Below are 26,672 nucleotides of genomic sequence, written 5' to 3' on the forward strand. Positions count from 1 at the left end.
GCAACGTTTCGCTTGCATTAAAACAATTGAATCATTGCTTGATTAAACGTCTGCAAGATGGACAGTCATCCATTCCTGCAGGCGTCCTCACAAGATACCTGCGCATACTTTCAAAGAACTTCGAATCGGGCCTCAGCGCCTTCTTCGTAGGCTGCGACGTTTCCGTCGTAGCGAGCCGCCCATTATAGCCGGCTTTTCTGCTTCGTCAACACCTCATTTCGAGGCGGTGACTTCAAGCTTTCCTTCCGCTTGCGCCTCTTGCGAGGCCCCTGCGTCGGGGGAGGAGAAGTATGTGCTTCTTTGCGGGGTTTGTGAAGGGGGTGTTGGATGTTTTTTCCAACTTTCGTTCATTGGGCCACTGGAGAAGCTGGGAGTGCTTTGCTTGCACCTTATTAGTGTGCGGAAGCAAAGCATTCCCGAGGTGCTGATTGGCTTCAGGGCAGCACCAAGGAAACCGGCTTCGCCGCACCCTCTCCCCAACCCCTCTCCCGGAGGGAGAGGGGCTTCAAGCATCAGGCGCTTGCTACCAGCAGGACGCGGGCGAAGGTGCGCTTGCCTACCTGCAGCAGGCCTTCGAAGCCGGGCTGCAATACGGTCTGGGCGTCTTCGACTACCTCGCCGTCCACCTTTACCGCACGCTCCTTGAGCTTGCGTGAGGCTTCGGAGTTGCTGGGGGTCAGGCCGGCAGCGGTCAGCAGCGCGCCGATACGCAGGCCTTCGGCCGGGATCGCAACTTCCTGCAGTGGCAGCTGGGTGATGTCGCCCTGCCCGGTTACCGCGGCATTCCAGCCGGTGATGGCCTGCTCGGCAGCAGCGGCGTCGTGGAAGCGGGTGGCCAGCTCGCGCGCCAGGCGCAGCTTGATCTCGCGCGGGTTGATGCTGCCCGCCTCGACGTCGGCGCGCAGCTGCTTGGCCTCATCAATCGAGATATCGAAGCTGAGCAGGTCGATCCAGCGCCACATCAAGGTGTCGTCCACCTTCATGGTCTTGGTGACGATGTCGATCGCCGGTTCACTGATACCAATGTAGTTACCCAGCGACTTGGACATCTTGTTGACGCCGTCCAGGCCTTCCAGCAACGGCATGGTCAGCACGATCTGCGGCTTCTGGCCGTGGTGCTCCTGCAGGCCGCGCCCCATCAGCAGGTTGAACTTCTGGTCGGTACCGCCGAGCTCGACGTCCGCCTCCAGCGCCACCGAGTCGTAGCCCTGCACCAGCGGGTAGAGGAATTCGTGGATGGCGATGGACTGCTGGGCGGCATAACGCTTGGCGAAATCGTCGCGCTCGAGCATGCGGGCGACGGTGTGCTGGCCGGCCAGGCGGATCATGTCGGCCGCGCTCATCTTGCCGAACCACTCGGAATTGAAGCGGACTTCGGTCTTCTCGCGGTCCAGCACCTTGAACACCTGCTCTTCATAGGTGCGCGCATTGGCCAGCACGTCTTCCTTGCTGAGCGGCTTGCGGGTCAGGCTCTTGCCGGACGGGTCGCCGATCATGCCGGTGAAGTCGCCGATCAGGAAAATGACCTGATGGCCGAGGTCCTGGAACTGGCGCAGCTTGTTCAGCAATACGGTGTGGCCGAGGTGCAGGTCCGGTGCGGTGGGGTCGAAGCCGGCCTTCACGCGCAGTGGGCGGCCGCTTTCCAGACGCTGGCGCAGTTCTTCCACTTTGAGGATTTCATCGGCTCCGCGACCGATCAGGGCAAGGGCTTCATCAATCGAGGACACGCTAAAACTCCCGACTTCGCAGTCAAAAACATGAATGGTGTTAAGTACAAGTTAACCACGTTAACCGATTGAAAAGCCATGCGGCTCAATGGTTTGACGCGGTATTGATAGGTGTCTATGTTACCTGCGTTTGGGCCCGCGATCCGGGTCGACCAGAGAACCGACCGATGTCCCAACCCGATCATGGCTCCGCGCGCAAACAGCGCTTCCAGGAAAGACTCCACGTCCTGCACGACAACGCCCTGCATCGGAAGTTGAAGGAACATCTGCCCGCCGCGTTCAACGAACGCTGGAACCGGCGGCATTGGATCCACGCCAGCCTGTTCGTCACCATCGGTGCACTGGCGGCCACGATCGTCCCCGGTTTTTCCAATTCCATTGACAGCAACCTGCCGTCGTCGCATTCCACGCTTGCCCTGCCCCTGCCGCCGCTGTCACTGGCGCGGCGCGGCGAAACCCCCGGCGACAGCTGGCAGATCCAGCGGGTGGAGCGCGGCCAGACCCTGAGTGACCTGTTCGAAGCCGCCGGCGTACCGGCGACCACCATGCAGAAGGTGCTGGACCATCCGGGCACCCGCGAGGTGTTGACCAAGCTGCGCCCGGGCGCGGAAATCGCCTTCGACCTGCCGGTCAACGGCAGCCTGCGCAGCATCCGCTTCGACCGCGATGGCAATCACCGCGTGGAGCTGACCCTGCAGGGCGACCAGATCAGCGAAAAGGTCAGCGAGCGGGCAACCAGCACCCGTACCGTGGTGGCCAGCGGCGAGATCACCAGTTCGCTGTACAACGCCGCCCGCAAGGCTGGCTTGTCGCCGTCGGCCATCGCCACGATGACCGATGAGATATTCAAGTACGACATCGACTTCTCCAAGGACCTGCAGCCGGGCGACCGTTTCAGCGTGGTGCTCGACGAAACCTGGCGCGAAGGCGAGCGCATCGACACCAGCAAGATCCTGGCGGCGACCTTCCGGACCGGCGGCAAGACCTATACCGGCTTCCGTTTTGATCGCGCCGGCAAGTCCGAATACTTCGACCTCAATGGACGTTCGTTGAAGAAGAGCTTCATCCGTTCGCCGATCCAGTTCGCGCGCCTGAGCTCGAACTACGGCACCCGCCGCCATCCCATCCTCGGCACCATGCGCACCCACAAGGGCGTGGATTACGCCGCACGCACCGGCACCCCGATCATGGCCGCCGGCGACGCCCGCGTGCAGTTCGCCGGCACCCAGCGCGGGTACGGCAATGTGGTGATCCTCGACCACGGCAGCGGTCACACCACGCTGTACGGGCATATGTCGCGTCTGGGCCCCTACCGTGCCGGCCAGCGCGTGAACCAGGGCCAGGTGATCGGCTACGTGGGTTCCACCGGCATGTCGACCGGTCCGCACCTGCATTACGAATTCCGCGTCAACGGCGTGCACCGCAACCCGCTGTCGGTGACGATGCCGCCGCCGCAGCCGCTGCAGGGCGCCGACCTGGCCGCCTTCCGTGCACAGACCGCACCGGCGATGGCACGCATCCAGGGTATGGAAGAACTGATCTACGCCGATGCCGGTGACAGCAGGAAGCCGGCGGCAACGCAGACTGCCGCTGCCGCACCGGCAGCAGGCGGCAAGCGCGGCTGAGCCAGCGCAACACCGTTGACGATCCGGGCAGGGAGCTTGAAGCTTCCCTGCCCGTTTCTTTTTAGCGACCGCCATGACCTCTGTTGATCCGCAGCTGCCGCTGTTTCTTGGCCTGATGTCCGGCACCAGCGCCGACGGCATCGATGCGGCGCTGGTGCAGTTTCCGCAGAGCGGTGGATGCCGCTTCGTGCACGGCCATACCCATGCCTGGGACGGCGCGACCCGCGATGCCCTGATCGCGCTGGGCCAAGGCAGCGAGCCCGCATCGATGGATGCACTGGGGCAGCTGGATGCCAGTGTTGGCATCGCCTTCGCCGTTGCCGCCAACCAGCTGCTGGAAGATGCCGGCGTGCGCCGCGAGCAGGTGCGGGCAATCGGCTCGCACGGCCAGACCATCCGTCATCGGCCGCTGAGCACTCCGGCGTTCACCTGGCAGATCGGCGATGCCAACCGTATTGCCGAGCTGACCGGTATCACCACCGTTGCCGATTTCCGCCGCCGCGATGTGGCTGCTGGCGGGCATGGCGCACCGCTGATGCCGGCCTTCCATCTGGCGATGCTGGGCAGTGCCGACGAAGATCGCGCGGTGCTCAACCTCGGTGGCATCGCCAACCTGAGCCTGATTGCCCGCGACGGTAGCATCCGCGGTTTTGATACCGGCCCGGCCAATGCCTTGCTGGATGGCTGGTGCCAGCGCCATCTTGGTCACGCGTTCGATGCCGATGGTGCATTTGCTGCCAGTGGCCGTGTGGATGAAGCATTGTTGGGTCGGCTGCTGGCCGAGCCTTGGTTTGCCTTGCCGCCGCCGAAGAGCACCGGTCGCGAGCAGTTCCATCTGGAATGGGTGGAGGCGCAGCTGGGCGTGAATGCATTGGCACCTGCGGATGTGCAGGCGACGCTGCTGGAGCTGACCGCAGCCACGGTGGCCGAGGCGTTGCTGGCACAGCTGCCGGCGGCGCGGCGCGTGCTGGTCTGCGGCGGTGGGGTGCGAAATCCGCAGTTGCTGTCACGGTTGCAGGCACGGCTGCCAGGCGTGCTGATCGGCTCCAGTGCCGAACACGGACTGGATCCCGATTACATGGAGGCGATGGGCTTTGCGTGGTTGGCGCAGGAAACCCTGGCGGGGCGGCCGGGCAATCTGCCCAGCGTCAGCGGTGCGCGCGGGCCGAGGATTCTGGGCGCAATTCATCTGGCATGAGCCCCGGGGTTGTAGGAGCGGCGTAAGCCGCGAAGCCACTGGTCGGCCCGGTTGCGGAAATGCCCGGCAATCCGGGCATTCTGTATGCACGTCGCGTGGACGCAGGGTCAGCTTCGCGGCTTACGCCGCTCCTACAGGCATTTCAGGCATTGCCTGGAAGGCTTCAGCCGAGCATGGCTCGGCTCTACAGTACTCAGATGTCGCTGCCGGTCGGCAGCGCCTGCAGGGCCTTGATCGCTTCGGACAGGACATCCACTTCAGGCTCTTCGAAGCCGCCACGTACGTGGTGTTCGCTGGTGAACAAGCCTTGTTCCAGCAAAGCCAGGCAGGTTTCCTCGCGGGTCCAGCCGCGCGCCACCGACAGGCGGCGGATGCGCTCCATCAGCAGCGGATCGATATCACGCAGAGTCACGTCAGCCATGTGCACCACACTACTGTCGGCGAAGCCCCCCGGCGGCATCATCAACGACACCGCCGGAGGATTCAATCAGCGCGCGGGATCAACCAGCGCGCGACAGCTGGGTAGTGGCATCGACCTCGCGCCGCAGCCACCATGCCATCAGCAGGCCCGGCAGGCCCACCACCACCGATACCAGGAAGAAAATCTGCCAGCCGTAGGCGTCGGCCAACACCCCCGCAAACGGCCCGACAAACACCCGCCCCAAGGTCGCAAATGCCGATAGCAAAGCGTAGTGGGTAGCCGAGAAACGCGTCCCGCACAGACCACTGAGCAGGGCAACAAACGCGGCCGTGCCCATGCCACCGGCGAAGTTGTCCAGGCTCAATGCAAACAGCAGCAGGCCATCCATCGGCGTAGGCTGGTCCAGGTGGACGATCAACAGGTTGAACGCCGGCACCTCAACCGTGCCCCAGGCCCCTGCTCCTTCCCGCGCCAGCAGGTAGAAGCCGAGGTTGGAGACCAGCTGCAGCACGCCAAAGCCGATCACCGCGGTCGACAGGCGCAGACGCAGCAGGAAGAAGCCGCCGACGATGGCGCCCACAATCGTCATCAGCAGGCCGATGGTCTTGTTGGCCAGCCCCACTTCAGCCTGGCTGAAACCCATGCCCTTGAGCAGGAACGGGGTGGACAGGCTCAACGCGAACGCATCGCCCACCTTGTACAGCACCACCAAGGCCAGGAATGCCCCCGCGCCACGCATGCCGAAATAACTGCGCAGCGATGCGTTGAGTGTCTCGAACCGCACCCAACGGGTAACGCCCAGCCCCAACACCATGGCCGCGGCGATCTGGGTGACAACGAACACCAGCCGCACCCAGCGGTCGGTGCTGTCCGGATCAAGCCCGAACAACACCAGCGCCTGGTGGGCCAGCCATGCCCCCAGCGCCACGCCGGCGACCAGCGCCAGGAAACCACGCAGCTCACCGCCGGCCTTGGAGACCGGTGCCTTGAAGCGCTCCGGCAGCTGCGGCATCAACAGCAGGGCCAATACGCCCACTGCCACCGACAGGCCGGCCATCACCCGGTAGACCTGCGGCCAGCTCTGCCACTGCTCGGCCCAGATAAGGGTGATGCCGCCAGAAAGAACCATCGCCAGACGATAGCCAAGGACGGTAAGCGAACCGCCCAGGCCGCGCTCGGCCGGCGCCAGCAGATCGGTGCGATAGGCATCGATCACCACATCCAGCGTCGCCGACAAGCAGGCCACCAGCACCGCCACCGACGCGAACAACGCCAGGTTGCGCGATGGCGACAGCGTGCTCATGAAGGTCAACGCCACGCCAAGCGCGAACAGCATCAGTACGATCCAGCCGCGCCTGCGCCCGAGTAGTGGCAGGTCGAAGCGGTCGATCAGCGGCGCCCACAGGAACTTGAAGGTGTACGGGATACCGATCAGTGACAGGAAGCCGAGCGTGACCAGGTCCAGCCCGTCCACGGTCAGCCAGGCCTGCATCGCGCCGCCGGTCAGCGCCAACGGCAGGCCGGAGGCAAAACCGAGCAGCAGGATCACGAACAACCGGCGCAGGCGTTGCAGCCCGGCCGGCGGGGCTTCCACTACCGCTTCACTCACAGGTCGTAGTCCACGGTGAACGGGGCGTGGTCGGAGAAACGCTGGCCGGTATAGATCGAGCTGCCACGCAGGCGATCACGCAGGCCGGGGGTGACGAACTGGTAGTCGATGCGCCAACCGACGTCGTTGGCGCGGGCCGCGCCGCGGTTGCTCCACCAGGTGTAGTCCTGGCCTTCCGGGTGCAGCGCGCGATAGGCATCGACCCAGCCGCGGCCGTTGGCCGTGTCGGTCAGCTCGGCCTGGTCGGCGCAGAAGCCGTTCATCCAGTCGCGCTCCTGCGGCAGGCAGCCGGAGTTCTTCTGGTTGGATTTCCAGTTCTTGATGTCCAGCGCGCTGCGCACGATGTTCCAGTCGCCGCACAGCACGTAATCACGGCCGCTGGCCAGCCATTCGTCGAGGACCGGCTTCAACCATTCCATCACCTCGTACTTGAAGCCCTGGCGCAGCTCGCCCGAGGACCCGGAGGGGATATAGAACGAAACCACGCTGAGGTTGCCGAAGCGTGCCTCGATGTAGCGGCCTTCGTCATCGAACGGCGCCCAGCCCAGTGCCGTACGCACCTCGTCCGGCTCACGCCGGCTCCAGATACCTACGCCGCTATAGCCCTTCTTGGTGATGGCGTCGCGGTAGAAACAATGGTGGCCGTCCGGGCGGAACAGCGCGTCGGTCAGCTGCGACTCCTGCGCCTTGGTCTCCTGGATGCAGAGCACGTCGGCCTGCTGGGCCAGGAACCACTCGTTGAAGCCCTTGGTGGTGGCCGAACGGATGCCGTTGGCATTGAAGCTGGTAATACGCATGAAGGACCGCTGTTGGGAAAGCTCAAGACCGGCACAGCATACCGCCCGGACCGGGGCGGCCGACAAACCGGGCCTCAGCTTTCCCCTGACAGCAGCCCGGTTCGCTGCGGGGGCCCTGCCCCGACCCGCAGCGCAGCAATTGCAAGGGCCATGCTTTACCCTAGGAGCCTCAATAGACGATAAGACAGCGTATTTACATGAGTGACCACCGTTCCCGTTTCCTGCAGCTGGCGTTGAACGCCGACGCGCTGCGTTTTGGCCAGTTCACCCTCAAGTCTGGCCGGGTAAGCCCGTATTTCTTCAACGCCGGCCGTTTCGACACCGGCCTGGCACTGGCCCAACTGGGCAACTGCTACGCCGACGCCATCGATGCCGCCGGTATTGCCTTCGACCAGCTGTTCGGCCCGGCCTACAAGGGCATCCCCCTGGCTACCTCGATTGCCTGCGAGTTCTCGCACCGCGGCCGCAACCTGCCGTTGACCTTCAACCGCAAGGAAGCCAAGGACCACGGCGAAGGCGGCACCCTGATCGGCGCCGACATGGCCGGCAAGCGCATCCTGATCGTTGACGACGTGATCACCGCCGGTACTGCCATCCGCGAGGCCTTGGCCATCATCCGCGAGGCCAAGGGCATCCCGGCCGGCATCGTGGTGGCACTGGACCGCCAGGAGATCGCTTCGGAAGAAGACCGCCGTTCAGCCGCGCAGGCGGTGTCCGCGGAGACCGGTATTCCGGTGATCGCGGTGGCCAATCTGGCCGACCTGCTTGCATTCGCGTCCGGGAACCCGGAACTTGTTGGCTATCGCGAACCGTTGCTGGCCTACCGTGGCCACTACGGGAGCAATCCGACAGGCTGATAGCAGGGGGCTGCCATGGTGCCGAATCCGTCCAAAACCGCCGCTGCGTTGGTGCTGACGCTGGCAGCGCTGGCACTGCCGGCGCTGGCGCAGAACAAGCCAGCCGACACCGGCAAGAAGCTGTATTGCTGGGATGAAGGCGGCAAGCGCATCTGTTCGGACACCTTGCCACCGGAAGCGGTGAACAAGGCGCGCGAGGAATTCAACGCCCGTAGCGGCATCCGCGGTGCGGATGTGCAGCGCGCGCTCACCGCCGAAGAACGTGCCGACGCGGCCCTGGCCAAAGCCCAGGAAGAAGTGGACGCAGCGGCGGCTGATACGCGCAAGCGTACCGAGCAGGCGATGCTGTCCACGTACGCCACTGAAGATGATCTGCGCCGTGTGTTCAGTGAGCGCACGGCGATTGTCGACAACAACGTCAAGACCGCCATCTTCAACGTGACCAGCCTGCGTGGCGCCTTGGCCTCCCAGCTCGCCACGGCCGGCAACAGGGAGCTGGCCGGGCAGAAGGTGCCGGACAAGCAGGCCGGCGAGATCCGTCAGCGTCACAACGAGCTGTTGGCACAGCTGCGCCTGCAGACCGCGTTTGAGCAGCAGCGACAGGCGCTGGAAGTTGAAATTGCCGAGAGCCTGGCGCGGTATCGCGAGCTCAAGGGGATTGCTGCGCCGGCTTCGGCTGCAGCCGCTCCTACTTCCAGCGCAGAGCCAACCAAAGGCTGAGCGGCGCAGGCGGTAGTGCCGAGCCATGCTCGACAGGGCTCTCCCGGTAAATTGTCGGATTCAGAATGAAAGCGGCCTTCGGGCCGCTTTTTTTAAACTTTCAGTCAAAGGCTTCCCCTCATCCGCCCCTTCGGGGCACCTTCTCCCGCTCGCGGGAGAAGGGATTGACTCCCTGCGTCTGAAAGTCCGCGAGCTGCTGCAAGTCTACGAGCGCCTGAAAGTCAACGAGCAACAGCAGAGCCGGTCGCAAGCCATGGCCGCAATCCCTTCTCCCGTTTACGGGAGAAGGTGCCCGGAGGGCGGATGAGGGGCTCTTGGCTCCTGCGCTTGGCTCCTGCGCTTGGCCTTCCGGCTTCTGGCCTCTGCCACAGCGTCGCTCCCATCACAATCCCAGCCCCCCACCCCAAACCCCAAACCCCACTTTTTACGTGCCTTTTACGCCAGCCCCAGCCCGGCAGCGTCGATCGTTTACGCCCCCCGGGCGGACGATAGCGGCCTGATCGGGGTGATCAGACTTGTCGCTCGCGCCTGCCTGCCGCCCTACCCGTCCACCGACGCGTACTCCGGCAGCCCCGGCCGCGTCCTGATCCTGATTCGAGGTTTCCATGCCCGGCTGGCTTGCTCTGTTGTGCGGCGTAGTGGTGCTGATCGCCGCTGCCTACCTGTTGTACGCGGTCCTACGACCTGAGTCGTTCTGAGGAGCGCCATCGTGATTGAACCCATCCTCATCATTCTGGCCAGCCTGGCGCTGGCATGGCCGCTCGGCCTGTACCTGGCGCGGCTGATGCGCGGTACGCCGATGCGCATCGACGTCCTCTTCCATTGGGTCGAAAAACCGCTGTACCGCGTGCTCGGGGTTGATCCCAACCACTCCATGTCCTGGCGTGGCTATGTGGTCGCGTTCCTGATCAGCAACCTGGTGTTGGCGGTGCTGACCCAGGCGGTGTTCATGACCCAGGCCTGGTTGCCGTTGAACCCCGACAACATTCCCAACATGCGTTGGGACACCGCGCTGCACACCATGGTGTCTTTCCTGACCAACACCAACCAGCAGCACTACAGCGGCCAGGCGCAGCTGTCCTATTTCGCGCAGATGACCGGTATCACCGGCCTGCAGGTGATCACCCCGATGATGGGGCTGGCACTGGCAGTGGCAACGCTGCGTGCCTTGTTCATGAAGCCTGCCAGCAACGACACCGGCAATGTCCCCGTACGAGTCACCGTAGGCAACTACTACGCCGACGTGGTGCGCCTGTGCCTGCGCTTCCTGCTGCCGCTGTGCCTGGTGTGGACGCTGCTGCTGAACTGGCAGGGCGTGCCTTCCACGCTGGCCGCTGGCCCGCAGGCGACGCCGATCGATGCCAGTGCCGGCATGGACACGCAGAAGATCCCGCTCGGCCCGGTCGCGGCGATGGTCGCAGCCAAGCAGCTCGGCGCCAATGGCGGCGGCTGGTACGGCCCGAACAGCGCCTTCCCGCTGGAAAACCCGACGCCCTTGTCGAATGCACTGGAAATGATCGGCATCCTGCTGATCCCCATGGCCATCATCTGCATGCTCGGCAGCTTCACCGGCCGGCGTCGCTTTGGTGCGCTGGTGTTCGGCTGCATGCTGACCATGTCGATACTGTCCACCAGCGCCAGCCTGTGGCTGGAAGGCCACAGCGCCAGCGCCGCCAGTGCGTTGTTGATGGAAGGCAAGGAGGCCCGCTTCGGTGCCGATGGCACGGCGCTGTGGTCGTCCATCACCACCCAGGTGCAGAACGGTTCGGTCAACGGCATGCATGATTCGCTGAGCCCGCTCGGCGGCATGATGCCCATCGTCAACATGCTGATCAGTGCGATCTGGGGCGGTATCGGCTGCGGCATCCAGCAGTTCCTGGTCTATCTGATGATGGCGGTGTTCCTGGCCGGCTTGATGACCGGTCGTACACCCGAGCTGCTCGGCCGCAAGCTGGAAACACCGCAGGTACGTCTGCTCGCAGTGCTGGTGCTACTGCAGCCGATCACCCTGCTTGGCCTGACCGCGTTGACCCTGGCCATCCCCGGCCTGGCCGGCACCTCCAACCCCGGCTTCCATGGCATCAGCCAGGTGTTCTACGAGTTCACCTCGGCCTATGCCAACAACGGCTCCGGCTTTGAAGGGCTGGCTGACAACACCGTCTGGTGGAACCTGAGTTGCGCGCTGGTGTTGGCACTGGGTCGATTCCCGATCCTGATCATCCCGCTGGTCATCGCCACCCAGCTGGCCGCCAAGCGGCAGGTGCCGCAAAGCGCGGGCAGCCTGCAGATTGAAACCCCGACCTTCGCATTGACGCTTATCTGCGTGGTCATTGTCCTTACCGTGCTGCAGTTCCTGCCAGCGCTGGTGCTTGGCCCGGTGGCCGAACACCTGAGCCTGCTGGCCCTGCAGGGAGCCCCCTCACCGTGAACGCCCCCATGAACCGCTCCGCCTCTCCTGCGGCATCTTCTCCTGCGGCATCGCGCCGCCACGCCCTGCTCGATGCCACCGGCCTGCGCCGTGCGCTGCTCGACTCGGTCCGCAAACTGTCGCCGCTGCACCTGCTGCACAACCCGGTGATGGCGGTGGTGATGGCCGGCACCGTGCTGGCGCTGATCGTCACCCTCAGCGGCACCGCGCCGTTGGGCTTTGGCCTGGCCGTCACCGCGATCCTGCTGGTGACGGTGCTGTTCGGCAATTTCGCCGAAGCCGTGGCCGAGGCGCGTGGCCGTGGCCAGGCCGCGTCGCTGCGCCGTGCACGCCAGGACCTGGTCGCACGGCGTGTTTCCACGCCGTTGCAAGGTGCTGCCGAAAGCCGCGTCCCCGCTGCCGAGCTGCGCCCGGGTGAGTATGTGATCGTCAGTGCCGGCGAGTTCGTGCCGGCCGATGGCGAGATCGTGCGCGGCCTGGCCACCATCAACGAGGCAGCAGTGACCGGCGAATCCGCTCCAGTACTGCGCGAGGCCGACACCGACCGCTCCGGCGTGATCGGCGGCACCAAGGTGCTGTCCGACGAGATCGTGGTGCGGGTCAGTGCCGAACCGGGCCATAGCTTCCTCGACCGCATGATCGCGCTGGTGGAAGGCGCAAACCGGCAGAAGACGCCCAACGAGATCGCGTTGACCTTGTTGCTGGCGGCGATGTCGCTGACCTTCCTGGTGGTGGTGGCAACGCTGCCGGCGATTGCGGGCTTTGTCGGCGTCACGGTCGATCCGCTGCTGCTCATCGCCCTGCTGGTGTGCCTGATCCCGACCACCATCGGCGGCCTGCTGCCGGCCATCGGCATCGCCGGCATGAACCGTGCGTTGTCGGCCAATGTGCTGGCCAAATCCGGCAAGGCGGTGGAAGTGGCCGGCGACGTCGATGTGTTGTTACTCGACAAGACCGGCACCATCACCTACGGCGACCGCCAGGCAACCCACTTCCATCCACTGGCCGGTATCGACGCTGCGCAGCTGCGTGAAGCATCGCTGCTGTCGTCCTTGGCTGACCCGACACCCGAAGGTAAATCCATCGTCCGGCTGGCCCGCGAGCAGGGTTGCACCACCGCCGAGCCCGACCACGTTCATGCGGATCCCTCCGCAAAAGCCCGCACATCCATGTGCGGGGTCCTAAATTACCTCGCCTTCACCGCACAAACCCGCATGTCCGGCGTTGACCTGGACAATGGCCGCAGCATCCGCAAGGGTGCCGCCGATGCCATCACCGCACATGTGTTGGCGCTGGGCGGCAGCGTGCCAAACGAGCTGCAGGCGCGGGTGGATCAGGTTGCCCGTGGCGGTGCCACGCCGCTGGTGGTCAGCGAAGGAAAGCACGTACTCGGCGTGGTGGAGCTGGCCGACGTGGTCAAGCACGGCATGCGTGAGAAGTTCGCGCAGCTGCGGGCGATGGGTATCCGCACGGTGATGATCACCGGCGACAACCCGCTCACCGCCGCCGCCATCGCCGCCGAAGCCGGCGTTGATGACTACATCGCGCAGGCCCGGCCGGAAGACAAGCTGGCGCGCATCCGTGCCGAGCAGGCCGGTGGCCGTTTGGTCGCCATGGTCGGCGACGGCACCAACGACGCGCCGGCACTGGCCCAGGCCGATATTGGCCTGGCGATGAACTCCGGTACGCAGGCGGCCAAGGAGGCCGGCAACATGGTCGATCTGGATTCGGACCCCGCCAAACTGCTGGCAGTGGTGGAAGTAGGCAAGCAGCAGCTGATCACCCGCGGTGCGCTGACCACCTTCTCGCTGGCCAATGACGTCTCCAAGTACTTCGCGATCCTGCCGGCCCTGTTCGCCGCCAGCATCCCGTCGATGGCGGCCTTGAACGTGATGCAGCTGTCGAGCCCGCGCAATGCGGTGCTGGCAGCACTGATCTTCAATGCCTTGGTGATTCCGGCCCTGATTCCGCTGGCCCTGCGTGGTGTGCGCTTCCGTCCGGCCACCGCCACCGCGCTGCTGCGGCGGAACATGCTGGTGTACGGCCTGGGCGGCGTGCTGCTGCCGTTTGCGGCCATCAAGGTCATCGACCTCCTTCTTGTCCTGGTATTTGGCGCATGAACACCTCCAACACTTCCTCCCGTCGTGCCGGCAACCCGCTGTGGCGGCCGGCTATTGGTTTGTCATTGTTCGGTCTGCTCGGCACCGGCCTGGTCTATGCGGTGCTGGCGACCGGCATCTCCGGCTCGCTGTTCCCGGCGCAGGCCGACGGCAGCCTGATCCGCGATGCCGATGGACAGGTGCGTGGCTCGCTATATCTGGCACAGCCATTTGCTGGCGATGGCTATTTCCAGACCCGTCCTTCGGCCGCCAACTACGACCCGATGGCTGCGGCCGGCAGCAATATGGCGCGCAGCAATCCGGACCTGGTCAAGCGCGTCAGCGAAGCCACTGCTGCCGCCGCAGCGCGCGAGAAGATCGATCCGGCCACCGTGCCGGGCGATCTGGTCACGCAGTCGGCCAGCGGCTTGGATCCGGAGCTGTCGCCTGCTGCTGTACAGGTGCAGGTGGCGCGCGTGGCCGCTGCGCGCGGCTTGTCACCGGCACAGGTGCAAGCACTGGTTGATGCCCAAGTGCAGGACCGCCAATGGGGCATATTCGGACAGCCACGGATCAACGTGATTGCCCTCAACCGGGCCTTGGATCAGGCCGCGCATGCGCCGTGATGTCGGCCGCACCAGCAACAGCGCACAATCGCAGCCATGAACGACTCTCGTAGCCGCCAGGCTGATGCCTTGGCCGAGGCCCTGCAACGCGATGCCGGCGGCAAGCTGACCGTGTTCCTCGGCGCCGCACCAGGCGTAGGCAAGACCTTCAGCATGCTCACCCGCGCTCAGGAACAGCTGCGGCGTGGAGTGGATGTGGTGGCGGCCGTGGTTGAAACCCACGGCCGCAACGACACCGCCGCCCTGCTTGAGGGCTTGCCGCGCATTGCAATGTGCTCGGTCGAGTACCACGGCCATCAGCTGCAGGAGATGGATCTGGATGCGGTGCTGGCGCGCAAGCCGGCACTGGTACTTGTCGACGAGCTGGCCCATCGCAACGCCCCCGGCAGCCGTCACGAACGGCGCTGGCAGGACGTGATGGAACTTCTCGATGCCGGCATCGACGTATGGACCACGATCAACATCCAGCATCTGGAAAGCCTCAACGATGTGGTGATGCGCATCACCGGCGTGCGCGTCAGCGAGACCGTACCCGATGTCGTGTTCGACCGTCTGCACGACATCGTGCTGGTCGACCTGCCACCGCGCGAGCTGATCGAACGCCTGCAGCAGGGCAAGGTCTACGTCCCGGAACAGGCCGCGCAGGCACTGCAGGCATTCTTCTCCCCGGCCAACCTCACCGCCCTGCGCGAGCTGGCGATGCAGGAAGCCGCTGACCGCGTCGACAGCAGCCTGCGCGAGACCCGCGCCGCACGCGGCGAAGGCAATCTGCCGCTGCGTCGGCGCGTTGTGGTCGCCATCGACGGCGGCGGCCAGAGCGAATATCTGGTGCGGGTGGCGCGACGCATCGCCGAACGCCGCGATGCACCGTGGACAGTGGTGACCGTGCAGCACCGCCGCCACGACGAGGCCACCCGCCGCGAGATCGACGATGCGTTCGCACTGGCGCGGCGGTTGGGCGGCGATGCCGAGCTGCTGCACGGGCCGGGCATTGCCGATGCACTACTCGACTACGCCGCGCACAACGCGGTGTCGTCGCTGGTGCTCGGCCGCACCCGCGAGCGGCCGCTGGCGCGGCTGTTCAACCAGACCTTGACCCAGCAGCTGATCCAGCGCGGCGCGCACTACGAAATCACCATCATCAGCACGCCGCAGGCACGCGCCAACGCGCGTCGCTTCGGCCTGTCGCTGGCCCCGGACAGCTGGGGCAAGGATGCGATGACGGCGGTATTGGCCACCGCCGGCGCCTGCCTGGCCGCATGGCTGGGCGAGCACTGGATCGGCCTGAGCGATCTGGCGATGGTGTTCATCGTCGCGGTGGTGCTGGTGGCCGCGCGTACCCGCATGAGTGCAGCGGTGCTGGCAGCGACGCTGTGCTTCCTCGCCTACAACTTCTTCTTCATCGCACCACGCTTCACCTTTGCGATCAGCGCGCGGCAAGGCGTGATCACCGTCTTCCTGTTCCTCGCCGCCGCACTGGTTGCCGGCCGCTTGGCATCGCGCCTGCGCATGCAGGTGGTGGCGCTGCGTGCGGCCAATCGCCATGCCAATGTGCGGCAGACCTTGGGCCGGCAGCTTGTCGGTGCCACCGACAACGCCCAGGTCGCGCATGCTGGCCGCGTGGCCCTGGAGCAGGCGCTGGATGCACCGGCGTGGGTGCGGCTGGGTGATGACACCAGTACCAGTGGCACGGCAGCACCGGGCGATACCGATCTGGCGGCAGCCGATTGGGCACTGCGGCACGGGCAACCTGCCGGCCGTTTCACCGACACGCTGGCCGGCGCCGGCTGGTGGTTCCTGCCGTTGCTTGACGGCGAAGCGCACACAATCGGCGTGGCCGGCCTGCGCTTCGATCATCAACATCCACGCCTGGCCCCGGAACAGCGCCAGCTGGTGGAAGCGATGGCCGACGACATCGCCCAGGCCGCATTGCGCACACGGCTGGTCGTCGATCTGGAAACCGCGCACCTGCACAACGAAACCGAGCGCCTGCGCTCGGCCCTGTTGTCCTCGGTCTCGCACGACCTGCGCTCGCCGCTGGCAGCGATGATCGGCTCGGCCGACAGCCTGTCCAACTACGCCGATGCGATGGATGCCAACGACCGCCGCGCCCTGCTCGACACCATCGTGGTCGAGGGCGAGCGGCTGGACCGCTACATCCAGAACCTGCTCGACATGACCCGGCTCGGCCACGACGGGCTGAAGCTCAACCGTGACTGGATCGGCGTGGACGAGCTGATCGGCTCGGCCGCGCGACGCCTGCAGCGCTACCAACCAGACGTGCGCCTGCAGCTGGATATTCCAGCCGACATGGCACCGATCTGGGTGCACCCGGCGCTGGTCGAGCAGGCAGTGTTCAACGTGATGGAGAACGCCGCCAAGTTCTCGCCGCCCGGCGTGCCGGTGGAAGTGCGCGCGCGACAGCAGGCCAACGAGCTGCGTATCGAGGTGATCGACGCCGGCCCTGGCATTCCCGATGCCGAGCGCTCGCGCATCTTCGACATGTTCTACAGCGTGGAGCGTGGCGACCGCGGCCGCCAGGGCACCGGCTTGGGCCTGACCATCTGCCAGGGCATGATCGGCGCGCACGGTGGCAGCGTCGAAGCGCTGCCTGGACGCGACGGACGCGGTACCCTGATCCGCATGACCCTGCCCCTGCTCCAGCCGCACCCCGAGAGCCCGCGCGATGATGGCTGAAGCGCCGGCCATTCCGCCGCCGCGTGTGCTGGTGGTCGATGACGAAGTGCAGATCCGGCGCTTTCTGGATATTTCGCTGCGCGCGCAGGGCTATGCGGTGAGCCAGGCCACCAACGGCGCCGAGGGTCTGCAGCGGCTGGCCGAGGACGGCGCCGATCTGGTGGTGCTGGATATCGGCCTGCCCGACATGGAAGGCCACGATGTGCTGGCCGAGTTGCGGCAATGGAGCCAGGTGCCGGTGATCATGCTCAGCGTGCGCGCCGGCGAAGCGGAGAAGGTGCGCGCCCTGGACAACGGCGCCAATGACTACGTGACCAAGCCGTTCGGCACCCAGGAGTTGATGGCGCGGGTGCGTGCCTTGCTGCGTAGTCGCAGCACCGACAGCGAAGGCCAGGTGCCGGTGTTTGATGACGGCCGCCTGCATATCGACCTGTCACGCCGCGATGTGCGCGTAGATGGCGAAGCGATTGCACTGACCCGCAAGGAATACGCACTGTTGGCCTTGCTGTTGCGCAGTGCCGGGCGGGTGGTGACCCAGCCGCAGATCCTGCAGGAAATCTGGGGGCCGACACATCGGCATGACACGCACTACCTTCGCATCCTGGTGGGCCGGCTGCGGCACAAGCTGGGCGATTCGGCGCTGGAGTCGCGTTATCTGTTCACCGAACCGGGGGTTGGTCTGCGGTTTGGTGGGGCGTGATCGTTGTGGTGGTTGTGGGAGCGGCGTCAGCCGCGAAGCCATTGAAGCAACGGCCGCCAAGCAATCGGCGATTGCAGTCGCCTTGAAGCGGAAGGTGCAGTGGCTTCGCGGCTTACGCCGCTCCCACAACGCCAGGTCCTGTAGTGCCGAGCCATGCTCGGCATGGGCTTTATCGGTAATGCCTCTGCCGAGCATGGCTCGGCACTACCAAAAGCGGGTTTTACCGTGCTGGTAACGGAATGCTGTCGTCCTGGCCTTGCTCGCGCGCCGCCATCGTCGCGCCATCGCCGCTCACGCGCATCATCTGTAACGGCTGACCGTCGAGGCGGAACTCCAGTGCCGACTGCAGCCTATCCAGCGCCTGTACCTGCGTGCACAGCGAACGCGCGTGCTGCTCCAGGGCGGCAGCGCGCCCTTCCAGGCGTTGCTCCAGTTCGGCGTCGAGTTTGTCTGCGCGTGCATCCAGCTTGTCCTCGCCACCGGTGAATACCGCCCACAGCATGCTGCGGGCGATGGAGCCGCTCAGGCTCTCGGCGGCATCCTGCACGCGTGCTTCGAAGCCTTCATTGAAAAGGTCCTGGTCCCAGCGGCCGCGGCCGATGGTCTGTTCGACAAAGCGTTCGGCCTCCTTGCGCAACTTGCGCACTTTGCGGGAGTTGGCGTTGCCGGTGAGGCCTTCGTAAACCGAGTCCAACGTATCGAAGCTGATGCCAACGGACTCGGTGGCGATGCCGGTCACCGCCGGCATCAGCCGGCGCACGCCATTCTCCAGTGCGCGCAGCCGTTGTGCATCTTCCGCTGAGACCGTCTGCATCCGGTTGTCGATGCTCAGCTGGCCGTCATGGAACACGATCTCGCGCATCGGCAGCGTATCGCGACGCAACCAGATACCGCCGCCGTCGACCAGCACGTTGTAGTCGGTGGACACACCGCACTGGTCGGCAGACAGCTCCGGCGCCTTGACCGTGCCTGCCTGGGCGGCCAGCGGCAGCAGCAGGGCAAGCGAAGTGGCGATGGGCAGCAGGCGCATGGCGGCGAGCTCGTGGCAGGAGGATGCGGCCAGCTTGGCCGCTCGCGGCAAGGGCTGCGCCGGCCGGAAGTCACGTCCCGAAATTTCATCAGAAATTTACGTTATCAAGTCAGGTGGTTTTCCTACAAAAAAACTCTGCAAAAGGCTTGACTGCGCACGCCGTTCGAGCAGGCTCCGGTGTCCGGTCCGGGCGCCAGACAGTCCAAGCCTTGTGCCACAAGGCTTGGCAAAGAAATACTAGATTTGGTGTTGACCCTGTAATACACCCCCACTATCTTGTGCTCCGTCGGTTCTGGCGGAATTTTCCGTCGGATTAATAGGGAAGCCGGTGATGCCTTCAAGGCTAGTCCGGCACTGCCCCGCAGCGGTAATTGGGAACGACCCCGCCAACAGCACTGAGGCACAGGCCTTGGGAAGCGGCGGAGTAGGAGAAGGCCCCCGCCTTCCTGCCCATGAGTCCGAAGACCTGCCGACAGCCACGCGATGCACACCGCGTGGTGCCGGCTGCGGTGTCTTCGAGGGGAAGACGGCTGGTGACGTGGTGCCGTGGCTGCTGCCGACTCTTGGTCGTGCGCTGTCGCGGCTGCTGCGACGCCGTCCTTCCATGCTCGCTGCTCCGTACCGGCTCTGCTTCCTGCGCGGGCAGGAGCTGCGTGCATAACGTTTGCAAGGACACCATCGTCGTGACTGCCACTCATACTGACGTCGCTCCGGCTGAAGCCGGTTTTGAACTGACCCCGCCGCCGACCGCCACCGCCATGAGCGTGACCAAGCGCAATGGCAGCACCGAGCCGGTAGACCTCAACAAGATCGTCCGCGCCATCCAGCGTTGCTGCGAAGGCCTGCACGCGGTGGACCCGATGCGGGTGGCCACGCGCACCATCTCCGGCCTGTACAACGGCGCCAGCACCCAGGAACTGGACGAGCTGTCGATCCGTACCGCCGCCCTGCTGATCGGCGAAGAGCCCGAGTACGGCCGCCTGGCTGCACGCCTGCTGGCCAACTTCATCGGCAAGGAAGTCTCCGGCCAGGAAATCCATGCGTTCTCGCAGTCGGTTGGCCGTGGCCACGAAGTCGGCCTGATCAACGACCGCCTGCTCAACTTCGTGCAGGTCAATGCACGCAAGCTCAACGACGCGATCGATCCGTCCTATGACCTGAACTTCGATTACTTCGGCCTGCGCACCATGTATGACCGCTACCTGCTGCGGCATCCGCATTCGCGCAAGGTCATCGAAACCCCGCAGCAGTTCTTCCTGCGCATCGCCAGCGCGCTGAGCGAGGACGTGCCCGAAGCACTGGCGCTGTACCAGCGCCTGGGCAGCCTGGACTACCTGCCGTCCAGCCCGACCCTGTTCAATGCCGGCACCAGCCACGAGCAGCTGTCCTCGTGCTTCCTGCTGGACTCGCCGCAGGATTCGCTGGAATCCATCTACGACCGTTATGCCGACATCGCCCAGCTGTCCAAGTTCAGCGGCGGCATTGGCGTCAGCTATACCCGCGTGCGTTCGCGTGGCTCGCTGATCAAGTCCACCAACGGCCACTCCAACGGCATCGTGCCGTGGCTGAAGACGCTGGATTCCTCGGTGGCTGCGGTCAACCAGGGCGGCAAGCGCAAGGGCGCGGCCTGCGTCTACCTGGAAACCTGGCACGCCGACATCGAGGACTTCCTCGAACTGCGTGACAACGCCGGTGATGACGCGCGCCGCACGCACAACCTCAACCTGGCCAACTGGGTGCCGGACCTGTTCATGCAGCGCGTCGAGGCCGACCAGGAATGGTCGCTGTTCGATCCGCGCGTGGTGCCGGAGCTGACCGACCTGTTCGGCCCGGCCTTCGAGCAGGCCTATGTGCAGGCCGAAACCCAGGGCAAGGCACGCAAGACCGTGTCGGCACGCAAGCTGTATTCGCGGATGATGCGCACCTTGGCTGAGACCGGCAACGGCTGGATGACGTTCAAGGACAAGTGCAACCTGGCCAGCAACCAGACCCTGCGCGCCGGCAACGTGATCCACCTGTCCAACCTGTGCACCGAGATCCTGGAGATCACCTCCAACGACGAGACCGCGGTCTGCAACCTGGGCTCGATCAACCTCGGCAATCACCTCGACGCGCATGGCGACTTCGATTTCGAGAAGCTGGCCGAGACCGTGCGCCTGGCCGTGCGTCAGCTCGACCGCGTCATCGACCTGAACTTCTACCCGATCGAAACCGCACGCCGTGGCAACCTGCGCTGGCGCCCGGTCGGCCTGGGCTGCATGGGCCTGCAGGACGTGTTCTTCCGCAAGCGCCTGGCATTCGACTCCGCCGAAGCACGCACGCTGTCGACCAAGATCGCCGAGACCATCTATTTCCACGCGCTGGAAGTGTCCTGCGAACTGGCCCAGGAACGCGGCAAGCACCCGTCGTTCAATGACACACGCGCTGCTCACGGCGAGCTGCAGTTCGATGCCTGGAACGTGGTGCCGGACGACGTCGAGCGTTGGGACGCACTGCGTGAGCGCATCAAGCAGCACGGCCTGCGCAACTCGCTGATCATCGCGATCGCGCCGACCGCAACCATCGCTTCCATCGCCGGTTGCTACGAGTGCGTCGAGCCGCAGGTATCCAACCTGTTCAAGCGCGAGACCCTGTCCGGCGACTTCCTGCAGATCAACCGCCACTTGGTGGCCGAGCTGAAGCAGCTGGGCCTGTGGACACCGGAAGTGCGCGATGCGATCAAGCTGGCCGACGGTTCCATCCAGAGCTTGCAGCAGATCCCGGAAACCCTGCGCCACATCTACCGCACCGCATGGGAACTGCCGATGCGTTCGCTGATCGACATGGCCGCCGCGCGCGGTGCCTATATCGACCAGTCGGCCTCGCTCAACCTGTTCATGGAAAGCCCGAACATCGGCGCGATGTCGTCCATGTACATGTACGCCTGGAAGCAGGGCATCAAGACCACGTATTACCTGCGTTCGCGTCCGGCCACCAAGATCGCCAAGACCACGGTCAGCAGCTACACCCCGGTGGAAGCCGTGGCCTGCTCGCTGGAAAACCCGGAAGCCTGCGAAGCCTGCCAATAAGCACTGCATAAGCCCCTCTCCCGCAAGCGGGAGAGGGGTTGGGGTGAGGGCGCTTTGAAAGCAAGCAGACCCAACCCTTCAAGAACCAACCCTAATCCGCCCCTTCGGGGCATCCCCGCCTTCGCGGGGACAGGCTCTTCTCCCGCAGGGAGAAGGGAAAGGAGAAGCCCCCATGTCCAATGAATCCCGTCAAATGCTGCTCGATCCCGGTTTCGAGCTGACCCTGCGTCCGATGCGTTACCCGGACTTCTACGAGATGTACCGCAACGCGATCAAGAACACCTGGACGGTGGAGGAGATCAATTTCCAGATCGACATCACCGACCTGCACCAGAAGATGTCGCCGGCCGACCAGCACCTGATCCACCGCCTGGTTGCCTTCTTCGCCACCGGTGACTCGATCGTGTCGAACAACCTGGTACTGAACCTGTACCAGCACCTCAACGCACCGGAAGCGCGCATGTACCTGTCGCGCCAGCTGTACGAAGAAGCACTGCACGTGCAGTTCTACCTGACCCTGCTGGACAACTACCTGCCGGACCCGGAAGAGCGCTTCAAGGCCTTTGCCGCTGTGGAGAACATCGACTCGATCAAGAAGAAGGCGGCGTTCTGCTTCAAGTGGATCGATGCGCTGCAGGAAACCAAGCGCCTGGAAACCCGCGACGACCGCCGCCAGTTCCTGCTCAACCAGATCTGCTTCGCTGCCTGCATCGAAGGCTTGTTCTTCTTCGCCGCGTTTGCCTACGTGTACTACTTCCGTTCGCGCGGCCTGCTGCCGGGCCTGGCCTCGGGCACCAACTGGGTGTTCCGTGACGAGAGCTGCCACATGGAGTTTGCGTTCGAGTGCGTGCGCAAGATCCGCGCCGAAGAACCCGATCTGTTCGACGCGAAGATGGAGCAGGAGGTCTACCAGATGCTGGAAGAGGCCATCGACTGCGAAGTGCAGTTCGCCGAGGACGTGCTGTCCGGCGGCGTGGCGGGCATTTCCACCCGCGACATGCGCGAGTACCTGCAGCACTGCGCCGACAACCATTTCCTGAAGCTGGGCATGGCCAAGAAGTACAACGTGCGCAACCCGCTGCCGTTCATGGAGCTGCAGGACGTGCAGGAGCTGACCAACTTCTTCGAGCGCCGCGCTTCTGCCTACCAGGTCGGCGTGCAGGGTGAAGTGGCGTTTGATATGGCGTTCTGATCGACGCGCTCCCTTGCGCGAAGCGCGCTTGTCTCCCTCCCTTGCGCGAAGCGCAGGGGAGGGTTGGGGAGGGGTGCTTTGGGCTCTGCACGTAGCGCTCGATTGCAGCTTTTTTGCGGAAGCCACCGGCAACAGCAACAGCAAAGGCACCCCTCCCCAGCCCTCCCCTCGGCTGCGCCGAAGGGAGGGGGGTAGAGCGAAGTGCCGCGGCGTTGTTTCTCTCCCCATGCACAAGGCGCGGTGGAGCATGCTTGTCTCCCTCCCTTTCCCCGGAGGTGAAGGGGAGGGTTGGGGAGGGGGGCTTTGCAGGTTTCTGAGGCTTTATCAGCTTCGCGGCTCACGCCGCTCCTACAAAAGCTCCTGCAGCTGCGTACACAAGCTGCACAGCTTCGCGGGCGTATCATCTGCGCCAACTTACAGGTGATGCCTCCATGACCCCCATCGTCGAAACCAATCCGCCGGTCGAAGTCCGCATGGCGGAAATCGTGTTCCCCAACCACACCAACCATATGGGCACGCTGTTCGGTGGCCAGGCATTGGCGTGGATGGACAAGGCGGCCTTTCTTGCCGCCGCCCGTTATTCGCGTTGCACCGTGGTCACCGCACGCTCGGACCAGGTCGATTTCAAGCTGCCGATCCGCATCGGGCAGATGGTGGAAACCATCGGCCGGGTGGTCAAGGTTGGCCGCAGTTCGATGCATGTGGAAGTCGAACTGATCGCCGAGGACCTGCACAACGGCGAACGTGCGCTGTGCACCAAGGGCACCTTCGTGATGATCGCACTCGATGGCGAAGGTCATCCGACCACCGTGCCGACGCTGCCGACGCAGGCCTGAGCCGCACGGCGATGACCGCTTCATCGGCACAGACGGGGCGCTTGGCGCCAGCAGTGATCACCGAACTGCCGCAGTTCATCGCCGGCCATCGGCGCCTGTTCGTGGTCACCGGTGCCGGTTGCAGCACCGACTCCGGCATCCCCGACTATCGCGACCGCGATGGTCAATGGAAGCGCACGCCGCCGGTGACCTACCAGGCCTTCATGGGCGAGGAAGCAACCCGCAAGCGTTACTGGGCGCGCAGCCTGCTGGGCTGGCCACGCTTCGGCCAAGCGCTGCCCAATGGCACGCACCGTGCGCTGGCGGCGTTGGAAGCCGATGGTCGCATTGAGCTGCTGCTTACCCAGAACGTGGACTGCCTGCACCAGGCGGCGGGCAGCCAGACCGTGATCGACCTGCATGGTCGCCTGGACCAGGTGCGCTGCATGGGCTGTGAAGCACGCAGCTCGCGTGAGTTGCTGCAGCAACGCCTGCTGGATGTCAACCCGGGCTGGGACGTGCTGGAGGCGGGCATCGCGCCCGATGGTGATGCCGATCTGGAAGCCGATTTCTCTGCCTTCAGCGTGCCGGCCTGCGACGCATGTGGCGGCGTATTGAAGCCTGACGTGGTGTTCTTCGGCGAGAACGTGCCGCGTGAGCGGGTCGCGGCGGTGCATGAGCACCTGCAGCGTTCCGACGCGGTGCTGGTGCTGGGTTCGTCGCTGATGGTGTACTCGGGTTTCCGCTTCGTCGATGCCGCCGCCAAGGCCGGTTTGCCGATAGCTGCCGTCAATCTTGGCCGCACACGCGCCGATCACCTGCTGTCGTTGAAGGTTGAAATGCCCTGCGCGCAGGCACTTGCGTTCCTGTTGGACGGCATCAAGACGCAGTGATCCATCCCGCCGGTTGAATCAACGGCCCGTGCGGCGTGCAATGGGCGCCCCCACTGTTGATGGACGTCCCCCACGTGAGCCAGCTTTTCTCACCGTTGTCGCTAGGCCCGCTTTCCCTTTCCAACCGCGTCGTCATCGCGCCCATGTGCCAGTACTCGGCGCAGGATGGGCAGGCCACCGATTGGCACACGATCCACCTGGGTCAGCTGGCGCAGTCCGGCGCTGGCCTGTTGATCATCGAAGCCACTGCGGTCGAGCCACGTGCACGTATCAGCTGGGCCGATCTTGGCTTATGGGACGACGCTACCGAGGCGGCGCTGGGCAAGGTGCTGGCATCGACGCGACGCTGGTCGAGCATGCCGATCGGTGTGCAGCTGGCGCATGCCGGACGCAAGGCGTCCACTGCGCGCCCGTGGGACGGTGGTGGCGCGATCGCCCCGGGTCAGGAACACGGCTGGCAGGTGTTGGCGCCGTCGGCGCTGCCGTTCAAGGCCGGCGATCCCACGCCTGAAGCATTGGATGAGGCCGGCATCGATGCCGTGGTTGAAGACTTTGTTGCTGCCGCCAGGCGCGCGGTGCGGCTGGGTCTGGAGCTGATCGAGCTGCATGCCGCGCATGGTTATCTGCTGCACCAGTTCCTATCGCCGTTGAGCAACCAGCGCGACGATGCGTATGGCGGCTCGCTGGAAAACCGCATGCGCCTGCTGCTGCGGGTATTCGATGCGGTGCGCGCGGTGGTGCCGGCCAATGTGGCCTTGGGCGTGCGCATCTCCGCCACCGATTGGGTGGACGGCGGCTGGGATGTTGCCCAGAGCATTGAACTGGCCAAGGCGCTGGAAGCGCACGGCAACGACTTCCTGCATGTGTCCAGCGGTGGGCTGGATCCGCGCCAGCAGATTCCGGTCGAGCCCGGCTACCAGGTGCCGCAGGCCGCTGCGATCAAGGCTGAAATCGGCACGCCGGTGATCGCGGTGGGCCTGATCACCGAGCCGACGCATGCCGAGGAAATCCTCGTCGATGGCAAGGCCGATGCGATCGGCATCGCCCGCGGCATCCTCTACGACCCGCGTTGGCCGTGGCATGCGGCCGCGGCCTTGGGCGCACAGTTGACGGTGTCGCCGCAGTACCTGCGTTGCGAACCACATGAAGTGCGCGGTCTGTTCAAGCCCGCCAGGCAGGGCTGACGTTCGGCGGAGGCGCCAGCGGCTTGGCTGCTGGCGCTCAGGCGTGATCGATGTCGATGCGCCAGGCCGGCGGCAGGGCATCGAGGATGTGCTGCAGCAGCGAGCGGACTTTCGGGGTCAGGTCGCGGCGGTCGCTGACGCACAGGAACAGGCGCATCGGCTCCGGTGAGGCTCGCGTATCGCTGCTGGCCTCATCCTGGAACAAGGCCTGCAGTTCGCCGCGGGCCAGGTAGGGCGCGGCGACAAAGGCTGCCAGCCGGGTGATGCCGCCGCCGCGCGCCGCCATCGCCGCCAGTGCATCGATGTCGTCGCTGACCAGTGCCGGTTGCACTTCGGCATCGAAGCGCAGGCCATCGCGGACGAAGCCCCAACGCAGGTAGCGCCCATCCAGCGGGTAGCGGAACAACAGGCAGCGATGCTCGCGCAGCTCATCGGGCGAACGCGGCGTGCCGGCGATGGCCAGATAGGCCGGCGCGGCACAGAACACGAACGGCACCTGCGCGATGGGCCGTGCCACCAATCCCTCTTCCAACTGCGGTTCGATGCGGATGCTGACATCGACGCCCTCATGGGCGTGATCGACGCTGCGGTCGGCCAGCAGCAGCTCCATTTCCAGTCGTGGGTAGCGCTGTTGCAGGGCCGGCAGCAATGGCGCAAGCACATGCCGGCCAAACGCAGCGCTGCTGGCGATGCGCAGGCGGCCAGCCGGTATCGCGTCGGGATCGGTCACTGCTGCCTGGGCCCGCTGCAGGTCGCGCTCGATATGCCGCACCTGCGCCAGATACAGCGCGCCACGCTCGGTCAGGGCCAATTGGCGGGTGGTGCGGTTGAACAGGCGCACGCCCAGATGGGCTTCCAGACGGGCGATGTTCTGGCCCACCGCTGCCGCACTGATGCCCAGGGTGCGCGCGGCAGCGGCCAGGCTGCCGGCGTCGGCGGTGCGGATGAAACTGCGGATGGATTGGAGAATGTTCATGCCGGTTGGC

Annotated in this window: 22 protein-coding genes and 1 riboswitch; of the genes, 16 read left to right on the forward strand and 6 right to left on the reverse strand. The window is 65.0% G+C overall.

Annotation, left to right across the window (positions count from 1 at the left end; all coding sequences use genetic code 11):
* The coding region (locus tag AC13FW_RS13765) for a hypothetical protein (RefSeq protein WP_482989419.1) at positions 1–188 on the forward strand (188 nt) is incomplete at its 5' end.
* A 324-nt stretch (positions 189–512) separates the two neighbouring features.
* On the opposite strand, the gene tyrS is transcribed toward AC13FW_RS13765, so the two are convergent.
* Positions 513–1,727 (reverse strand): tyrosine--tRNA ligase, encoded by a 1,215-nt coding sequence (gene tyrS / locus AC13FW_RS13770; protein ID WP_296252807.1) that lies wholly within the window; start codon positions 1,725–1,727, stop codon positions 513–515.
* A 167-nt stretch (positions 1,728–1,894) separates the two neighbouring features.
* Here tyrS and AC13FW_RS13775 point away from each other — a divergent pair, with 167 nt between their 5' ends.
* Both AC13FW_RS13775 and AC13FW_RS13780 read left to right on the forward strand, forming a co-directional pair.
* A complete protein-coding gene (locus tag AC13FW_RS13775) occupies positions 1,895–3,352 on the forward strand; it encodes a peptidoglycan DD-metalloendopeptidase family protein (protein ID WP_296252809.1) in 1,458 nt (485 codons plus the stop codon).
* Positions 3,353–3,425: 73 nt separating this feature from the next.
* Complete coding sequence (locus AC13FW_RS13780) at positions 3,426–4,550, forward strand: anhydro-N-acetylmuramic acid kinase (RefSeq protein WP_482989420.1); 1,125 nt, start codon at positions 3,426–3,428, stop codon at positions 4,548–4,550.
* Between the two features lie 193 nt (positions 4,551–4,743).
* Here AC13FW_RS13780 and AC13FW_RS13785 read toward each other — a convergent pair whose 3' ends face one another.
* The 3 genes from AC13FW_RS13785 to AC13FW_RS13795 all read right to left on the reverse strand — a co-directional run bounded on the left by AC13FW_RS13785 (position 4,744) and on the right by AC13FW_RS13795 (position 7,377).
* Entirely contained in the window at positions 4,744–4,971 is a 228-nt protein-coding gene (locus AC13FW_RS13785; protein ID WP_296252813.1) for a hypothetical protein, read from the reverse strand.
* Positions 4,972–5,050: 79 nt separating this feature from the next.
* Entirely contained in the window at positions 5,051–6,580 is a 1,530-nt protein-coding gene (locus AC13FW_RS13790) for an AmpG family muropeptide MFS transporter (RefSeq protein WP_296252815.1), read from the reverse strand.
* The gene (locus AC13FW_RS13795; protein ID WP_296252818.1) at positions 6,577–7,377 is read right to left on the reverse strand and encodes an exodeoxyribonuclease III; all 801 of its coding nucleotides are present in this window, start codon (positions 7,375–7,377) and stop codon (positions 6,577–6,579) included. The genes AC13FW_RS13790 and AC13FW_RS13795 overlap by 4 nt, the downstream gene beginning before the upstream one ends.
* Positions 7,378–7,574: 197 nt before the next feature.
* Between AC13FW_RS13795 and pyrE the strand changes: the two genes are divergently transcribed.
* The 8 genes from pyrE (at position 7,575) to AC13FW_RS13835 (ending at position 17,504) form a co-directional block, all read left to right on the forward strand.
* The gene (gene pyrE, locus AC13FW_RS13800; RefSeq protein ID WP_282270424.1) at positions 7,575–8,234 is read left to right on the forward strand and encodes an orotate phosphoribosyltransferase; all 660 of its coding nucleotides are present in this window, start codon (positions 7,575–7,577) and stop codon (positions 8,232–8,234) included.
* Positions 8,235–8,249: 15 nt separating this feature from the next.
* Complete coding sequence (locus tag AC13FW_RS13805) at positions 8,250–8,954, forward strand: hypothetical protein (protein WP_482989421.1); 705 nt, start codon at positions 8,250–8,252, stop codon at positions 8,952–8,954.
* Between the two features lie 605 nt (positions 8,955–9,559).
* On the forward strand, positions 9,560–9,652 hold the full coding sequence (locus tag AC13FW_RS13810; protein WP_054660392.1) for a potassium-transporting ATPase subunit F: 93 nt from the start codon (positions 9,560–9,562) through the stop codon (positions 9,650–9,652).
* A gap of 11 nt (positions 9,653–9,663) precedes the next feature.
* Complete coding sequence (gene kdpA, locus AC13FW_RS13815; RefSeq protein WP_482989422.1) at positions 9,664–11,382, forward strand: potassium-transporting ATPase subunit KdpA; 1,719 nt, start codon at positions 9,664–9,666, stop codon at positions 11,380–11,382.
* An 8-nt stretch (positions 11,383–11,390) separates the two neighbouring features.
* On the forward strand, positions 11,391–13,502 hold the full coding sequence (gene kdpB, locus AC13FW_RS13820) for a potassium-transporting ATPase subunit KdpB (protein WP_482989423.1): 2,112 nt from the start codon (positions 11,391–11,393) through the stop codon (positions 13,500–13,502).
* Positions 13,499–14,107 (forward strand): potassium-transporting ATPase subunit KdpC, encoded by a 609-nt coding sequence (kdpC, locus tag AC13FW_RS13825; RefSeq protein WP_482989424.1) that lies wholly within the window; start codon positions 13,499–13,501, stop codon positions 14,105–14,107. The genes kdpB and kdpC overlap by 4 nt, the downstream gene beginning before the upstream one ends.
* Before the next feature lie 36 nt (positions 14,108–14,143).
* Complete coding sequence (locus tag AC13FW_RS13830) at positions 14,144–16,804, forward strand: ATP-binding protein (RefSeq protein WP_482989425.1); 2,661 nt, start codon at positions 14,144–14,146, stop codon at positions 16,802–16,804.
* Complete coding sequence (locus tag AC13FW_RS13835; protein ID WP_482989426.1) at positions 16,794–17,504, forward strand: response regulator transcription factor; 711 nt, start codon at positions 16,794–16,796, stop codon at positions 17,502–17,504. Before AC13FW_RS13830 ends, AC13FW_RS13835 begins: the two co-directional genes overlap by 11 nt.
* Positions 17,505–17,724: 220 nt before the next feature.
* On the opposite strand, the gene AC13FW_RS13840 is transcribed toward AC13FW_RS13835, so the two are convergent.
* The gene (locus AC13FW_RS13840) at positions 17,725–18,534 is read right to left on the reverse strand and encodes a DUF2884 family protein (RefSeq protein ID WP_482989427.1); all 810 of its coding nucleotides are present in this window, start codon (positions 18,532–18,534) and stop codon (positions 17,725–17,727) included.
* A gap of 270 nt (positions 18,535–18,804) precedes the next feature.
* Positions 18,805–19,021, forward strand: a riboswitch (cobalamin riboswitch).
* Positions 19,022–19,292: 271 nt separating this feature from the next.
* On the opposite strand from AC13FW_RS13840, the gene AC13FW_RS13845 reads away from it, so the two are divergent.
* The 5 genes from AC13FW_RS13845 (at position 19,293) to AC13FW_RS13865 (ending at position 25,686) form a co-directional block, all read left to right on the forward strand.
* Positions 19,293–21,602, forward strand: a complete 2,310-nt coding sequence (locus tag AC13FW_RS13845; RefSeq protein WP_303749945.1) for a ribonucleoside-diphosphate reductase subunit alpha — start codon at positions 19,293–19,295, stop codon at positions 21,600–21,602.
* Positions 21,603–21,774: 172 nt separating this feature from the next.
* Positions 21,775–22,794, forward strand: a complete 1,020-nt coding sequence (locus AC13FW_RS13850; RefSeq protein ID WP_282267574.1) for a ribonucleotide-diphosphate reductase subunit beta — start codon at positions 21,775–21,777, stop codon at positions 22,792–22,794.
* Between the two features lie 431 nt (positions 22,795–23,225).
* Positions 23,226–23,630: an acyl-CoA thioesterase gene (locus AC13FW_RS13855; RefSeq protein ID WP_282267570.1), complete on the forward strand. Its 405-nt coding sequence runs from the start codon at positions 23,226–23,228 to the stop codon at positions 23,628–23,630.
* Positions 23,631–23,641: 11 nt separating this feature from the next.
* A complete protein-coding gene (locus AC13FW_RS13860; RefSeq protein ID WP_482989428.1) occupies positions 23,642–24,502 on the forward strand; it encodes an NAD-dependent protein deacetylase in 861 nt (286 codons plus the stop codon).
* 74 nt (positions 24,503–24,576) lie between these two features.
* Complete coding sequence (locus AC13FW_RS13865) at positions 24,577–25,686, forward strand: NADH:flavin oxidoreductase/NADH oxidase (RefSeq protein ID WP_482989429.1); 1,110 nt, start codon at positions 24,577–24,579, stop codon at positions 25,684–25,686.
* A gap of 37 nt (positions 25,687–25,723) precedes the next feature.
* On the opposite strand, the gene AC13FW_RS13870 is transcribed toward AC13FW_RS13865, so the two are convergent.
* Positions 25,724–26,662, reverse strand: coding sequence for a LysR family transcriptional regulator (locus AC13FW_RS13870; RefSeq protein WP_482989430.1), 939 nt, complete (start codon positions 26,660–26,662; stop codon positions 25,724–25,726).
* Positions 26,663–26,672: the final 10 nt, after the last annotated feature.

Source organism: Stenotrophomonas sp. 21LCFQ19 (genome assembly GCF_056861425.1).

What these genes read in the sequence shown, in the direction of transcription:
- AC13FW_RS13830 (WP_482989425.1), top strand. Translation starts at nt 14,144, where the DNA reads ATGAACGACTCTCGTAGCCGCCAGGCTGATGCCTTGGCCGAGGCCCTG.
- AC13FW_RS13785 (WP_296252813.1), bottom strand. Translation starts at nt 4,971, where the DNA reads ATGGCTGACGTGACTCTGCGTGATATCGATCCGCTGCTGATGGAGCGC.
- pyrE (WP_282270424.1), top strand. Translation starts at nt 7,575, where the DNA reads ATGAGTGACCACCGTTCCCGTTTCCTGCAGCTGGCGTTGAACGCCGAC.
- AC13FW_RS13855 (WP_282267570.1), top strand. Translation starts at nt 23,226, where the DNA reads ATGACCCCCATCGTCGAAACCAATCCGCCGGTCGAAGTCCGCATGGCG.
- AC13FW_RS13805 (WP_482989421.1), top strand. Translation starts at nt 8,250, where the DNA reads ATGGTGCCGAATCCGTCCAAAACCGCCGCTGCGTTGGTGCTGACGCTG.
- AC13FW_RS13845 (WP_303749945.1), top strand. Translation starts at nt 19,293, where the DNA reads ATGAGCGTGACCAAGCGCAATGGCAGCACCGAGCCGGTAGACCTCAAC.
- kdpB (WP_482989423.1), top strand. Translation starts at nt 11,391, where the DNA reads ATGAACCGCTCCGCCTCTCCTGCGGCATCTTCTCCTGCGGCATCGCGC.
- kdpC (WP_482989424.1), top strand. Translation starts at nt 13,499, where the DNA reads ATGAACACCTCCAACACTTCCTCCCGTCGTGCCGGCAACCCGCTGTGG.
- AC13FW_RS13780 (WP_482989420.1), top strand. Translation starts at nt 3,426, where the DNA reads ATGACCTCTGTTGATCCGCAGCTGCCGCTGTTTCTTGGCCTGATGTCC.
- AC13FW_RS13840 (WP_482989427.1), bottom strand. Translation starts at nt 18,534, where the DNA reads ATGCGCCTGCTGCCCATCGCCACTTCGCTTGCCCTGCTGCTGCCGCTG.
- AC13FW_RS13775 (WP_296252809.1), top strand. Translation starts at nt 1,895, where the DNA reads ATGTCCCAACCCGATCATGGCTCCGCGCGCAAACAGCGCTTCCAGGAA.
- AC13FW_RS13835 (WP_482989426.1), top strand. Translation starts at nt 16,794, where the DNA reads ATGATGGCTGAAGCGCCGGCCATTCCGCCGCCGCGTGTGCTGGTGGTC.
- AC13FW_RS13795 (WP_296252818.1), bottom strand. Translation starts at nt 7,377, where the DNA reads ATGCGTATTACCAGCTTCAATGCCAACGGCATCCGTTCGGCCACCACC.
- AC13FW_RS13850 (WP_282267574.1), top strand. Translation starts at nt 21,775, where the DNA reads ATGTCCAATGAATCCCGTCAAATGCTGCTCGATCCCGGTTTCGAGCTG.
- AC13FW_RS13860 (WP_482989428.1), top strand. Translation starts at nt 23,642, where the DNA reads ATGACCGCTTCATCGGCACAGACGGGGCGCTTGGCGCCAGCAGTGATC.
- AC13FW_RS13870 (WP_482989430.1), bottom strand. Translation starts at nt 26,662, where the DNA reads ATGAACATTCTCCAATCCATCCGCAGTTTCATCCGCACCGCCGACGCC.
- AC13FW_RS13810 (WP_054660392.1), top strand. Translation starts at nt 9,560, where the DNA reads ATGCCCGGCTGGCTTGCTCTGTTGTGCGGCGTAGTGGTGCTGATCGCC.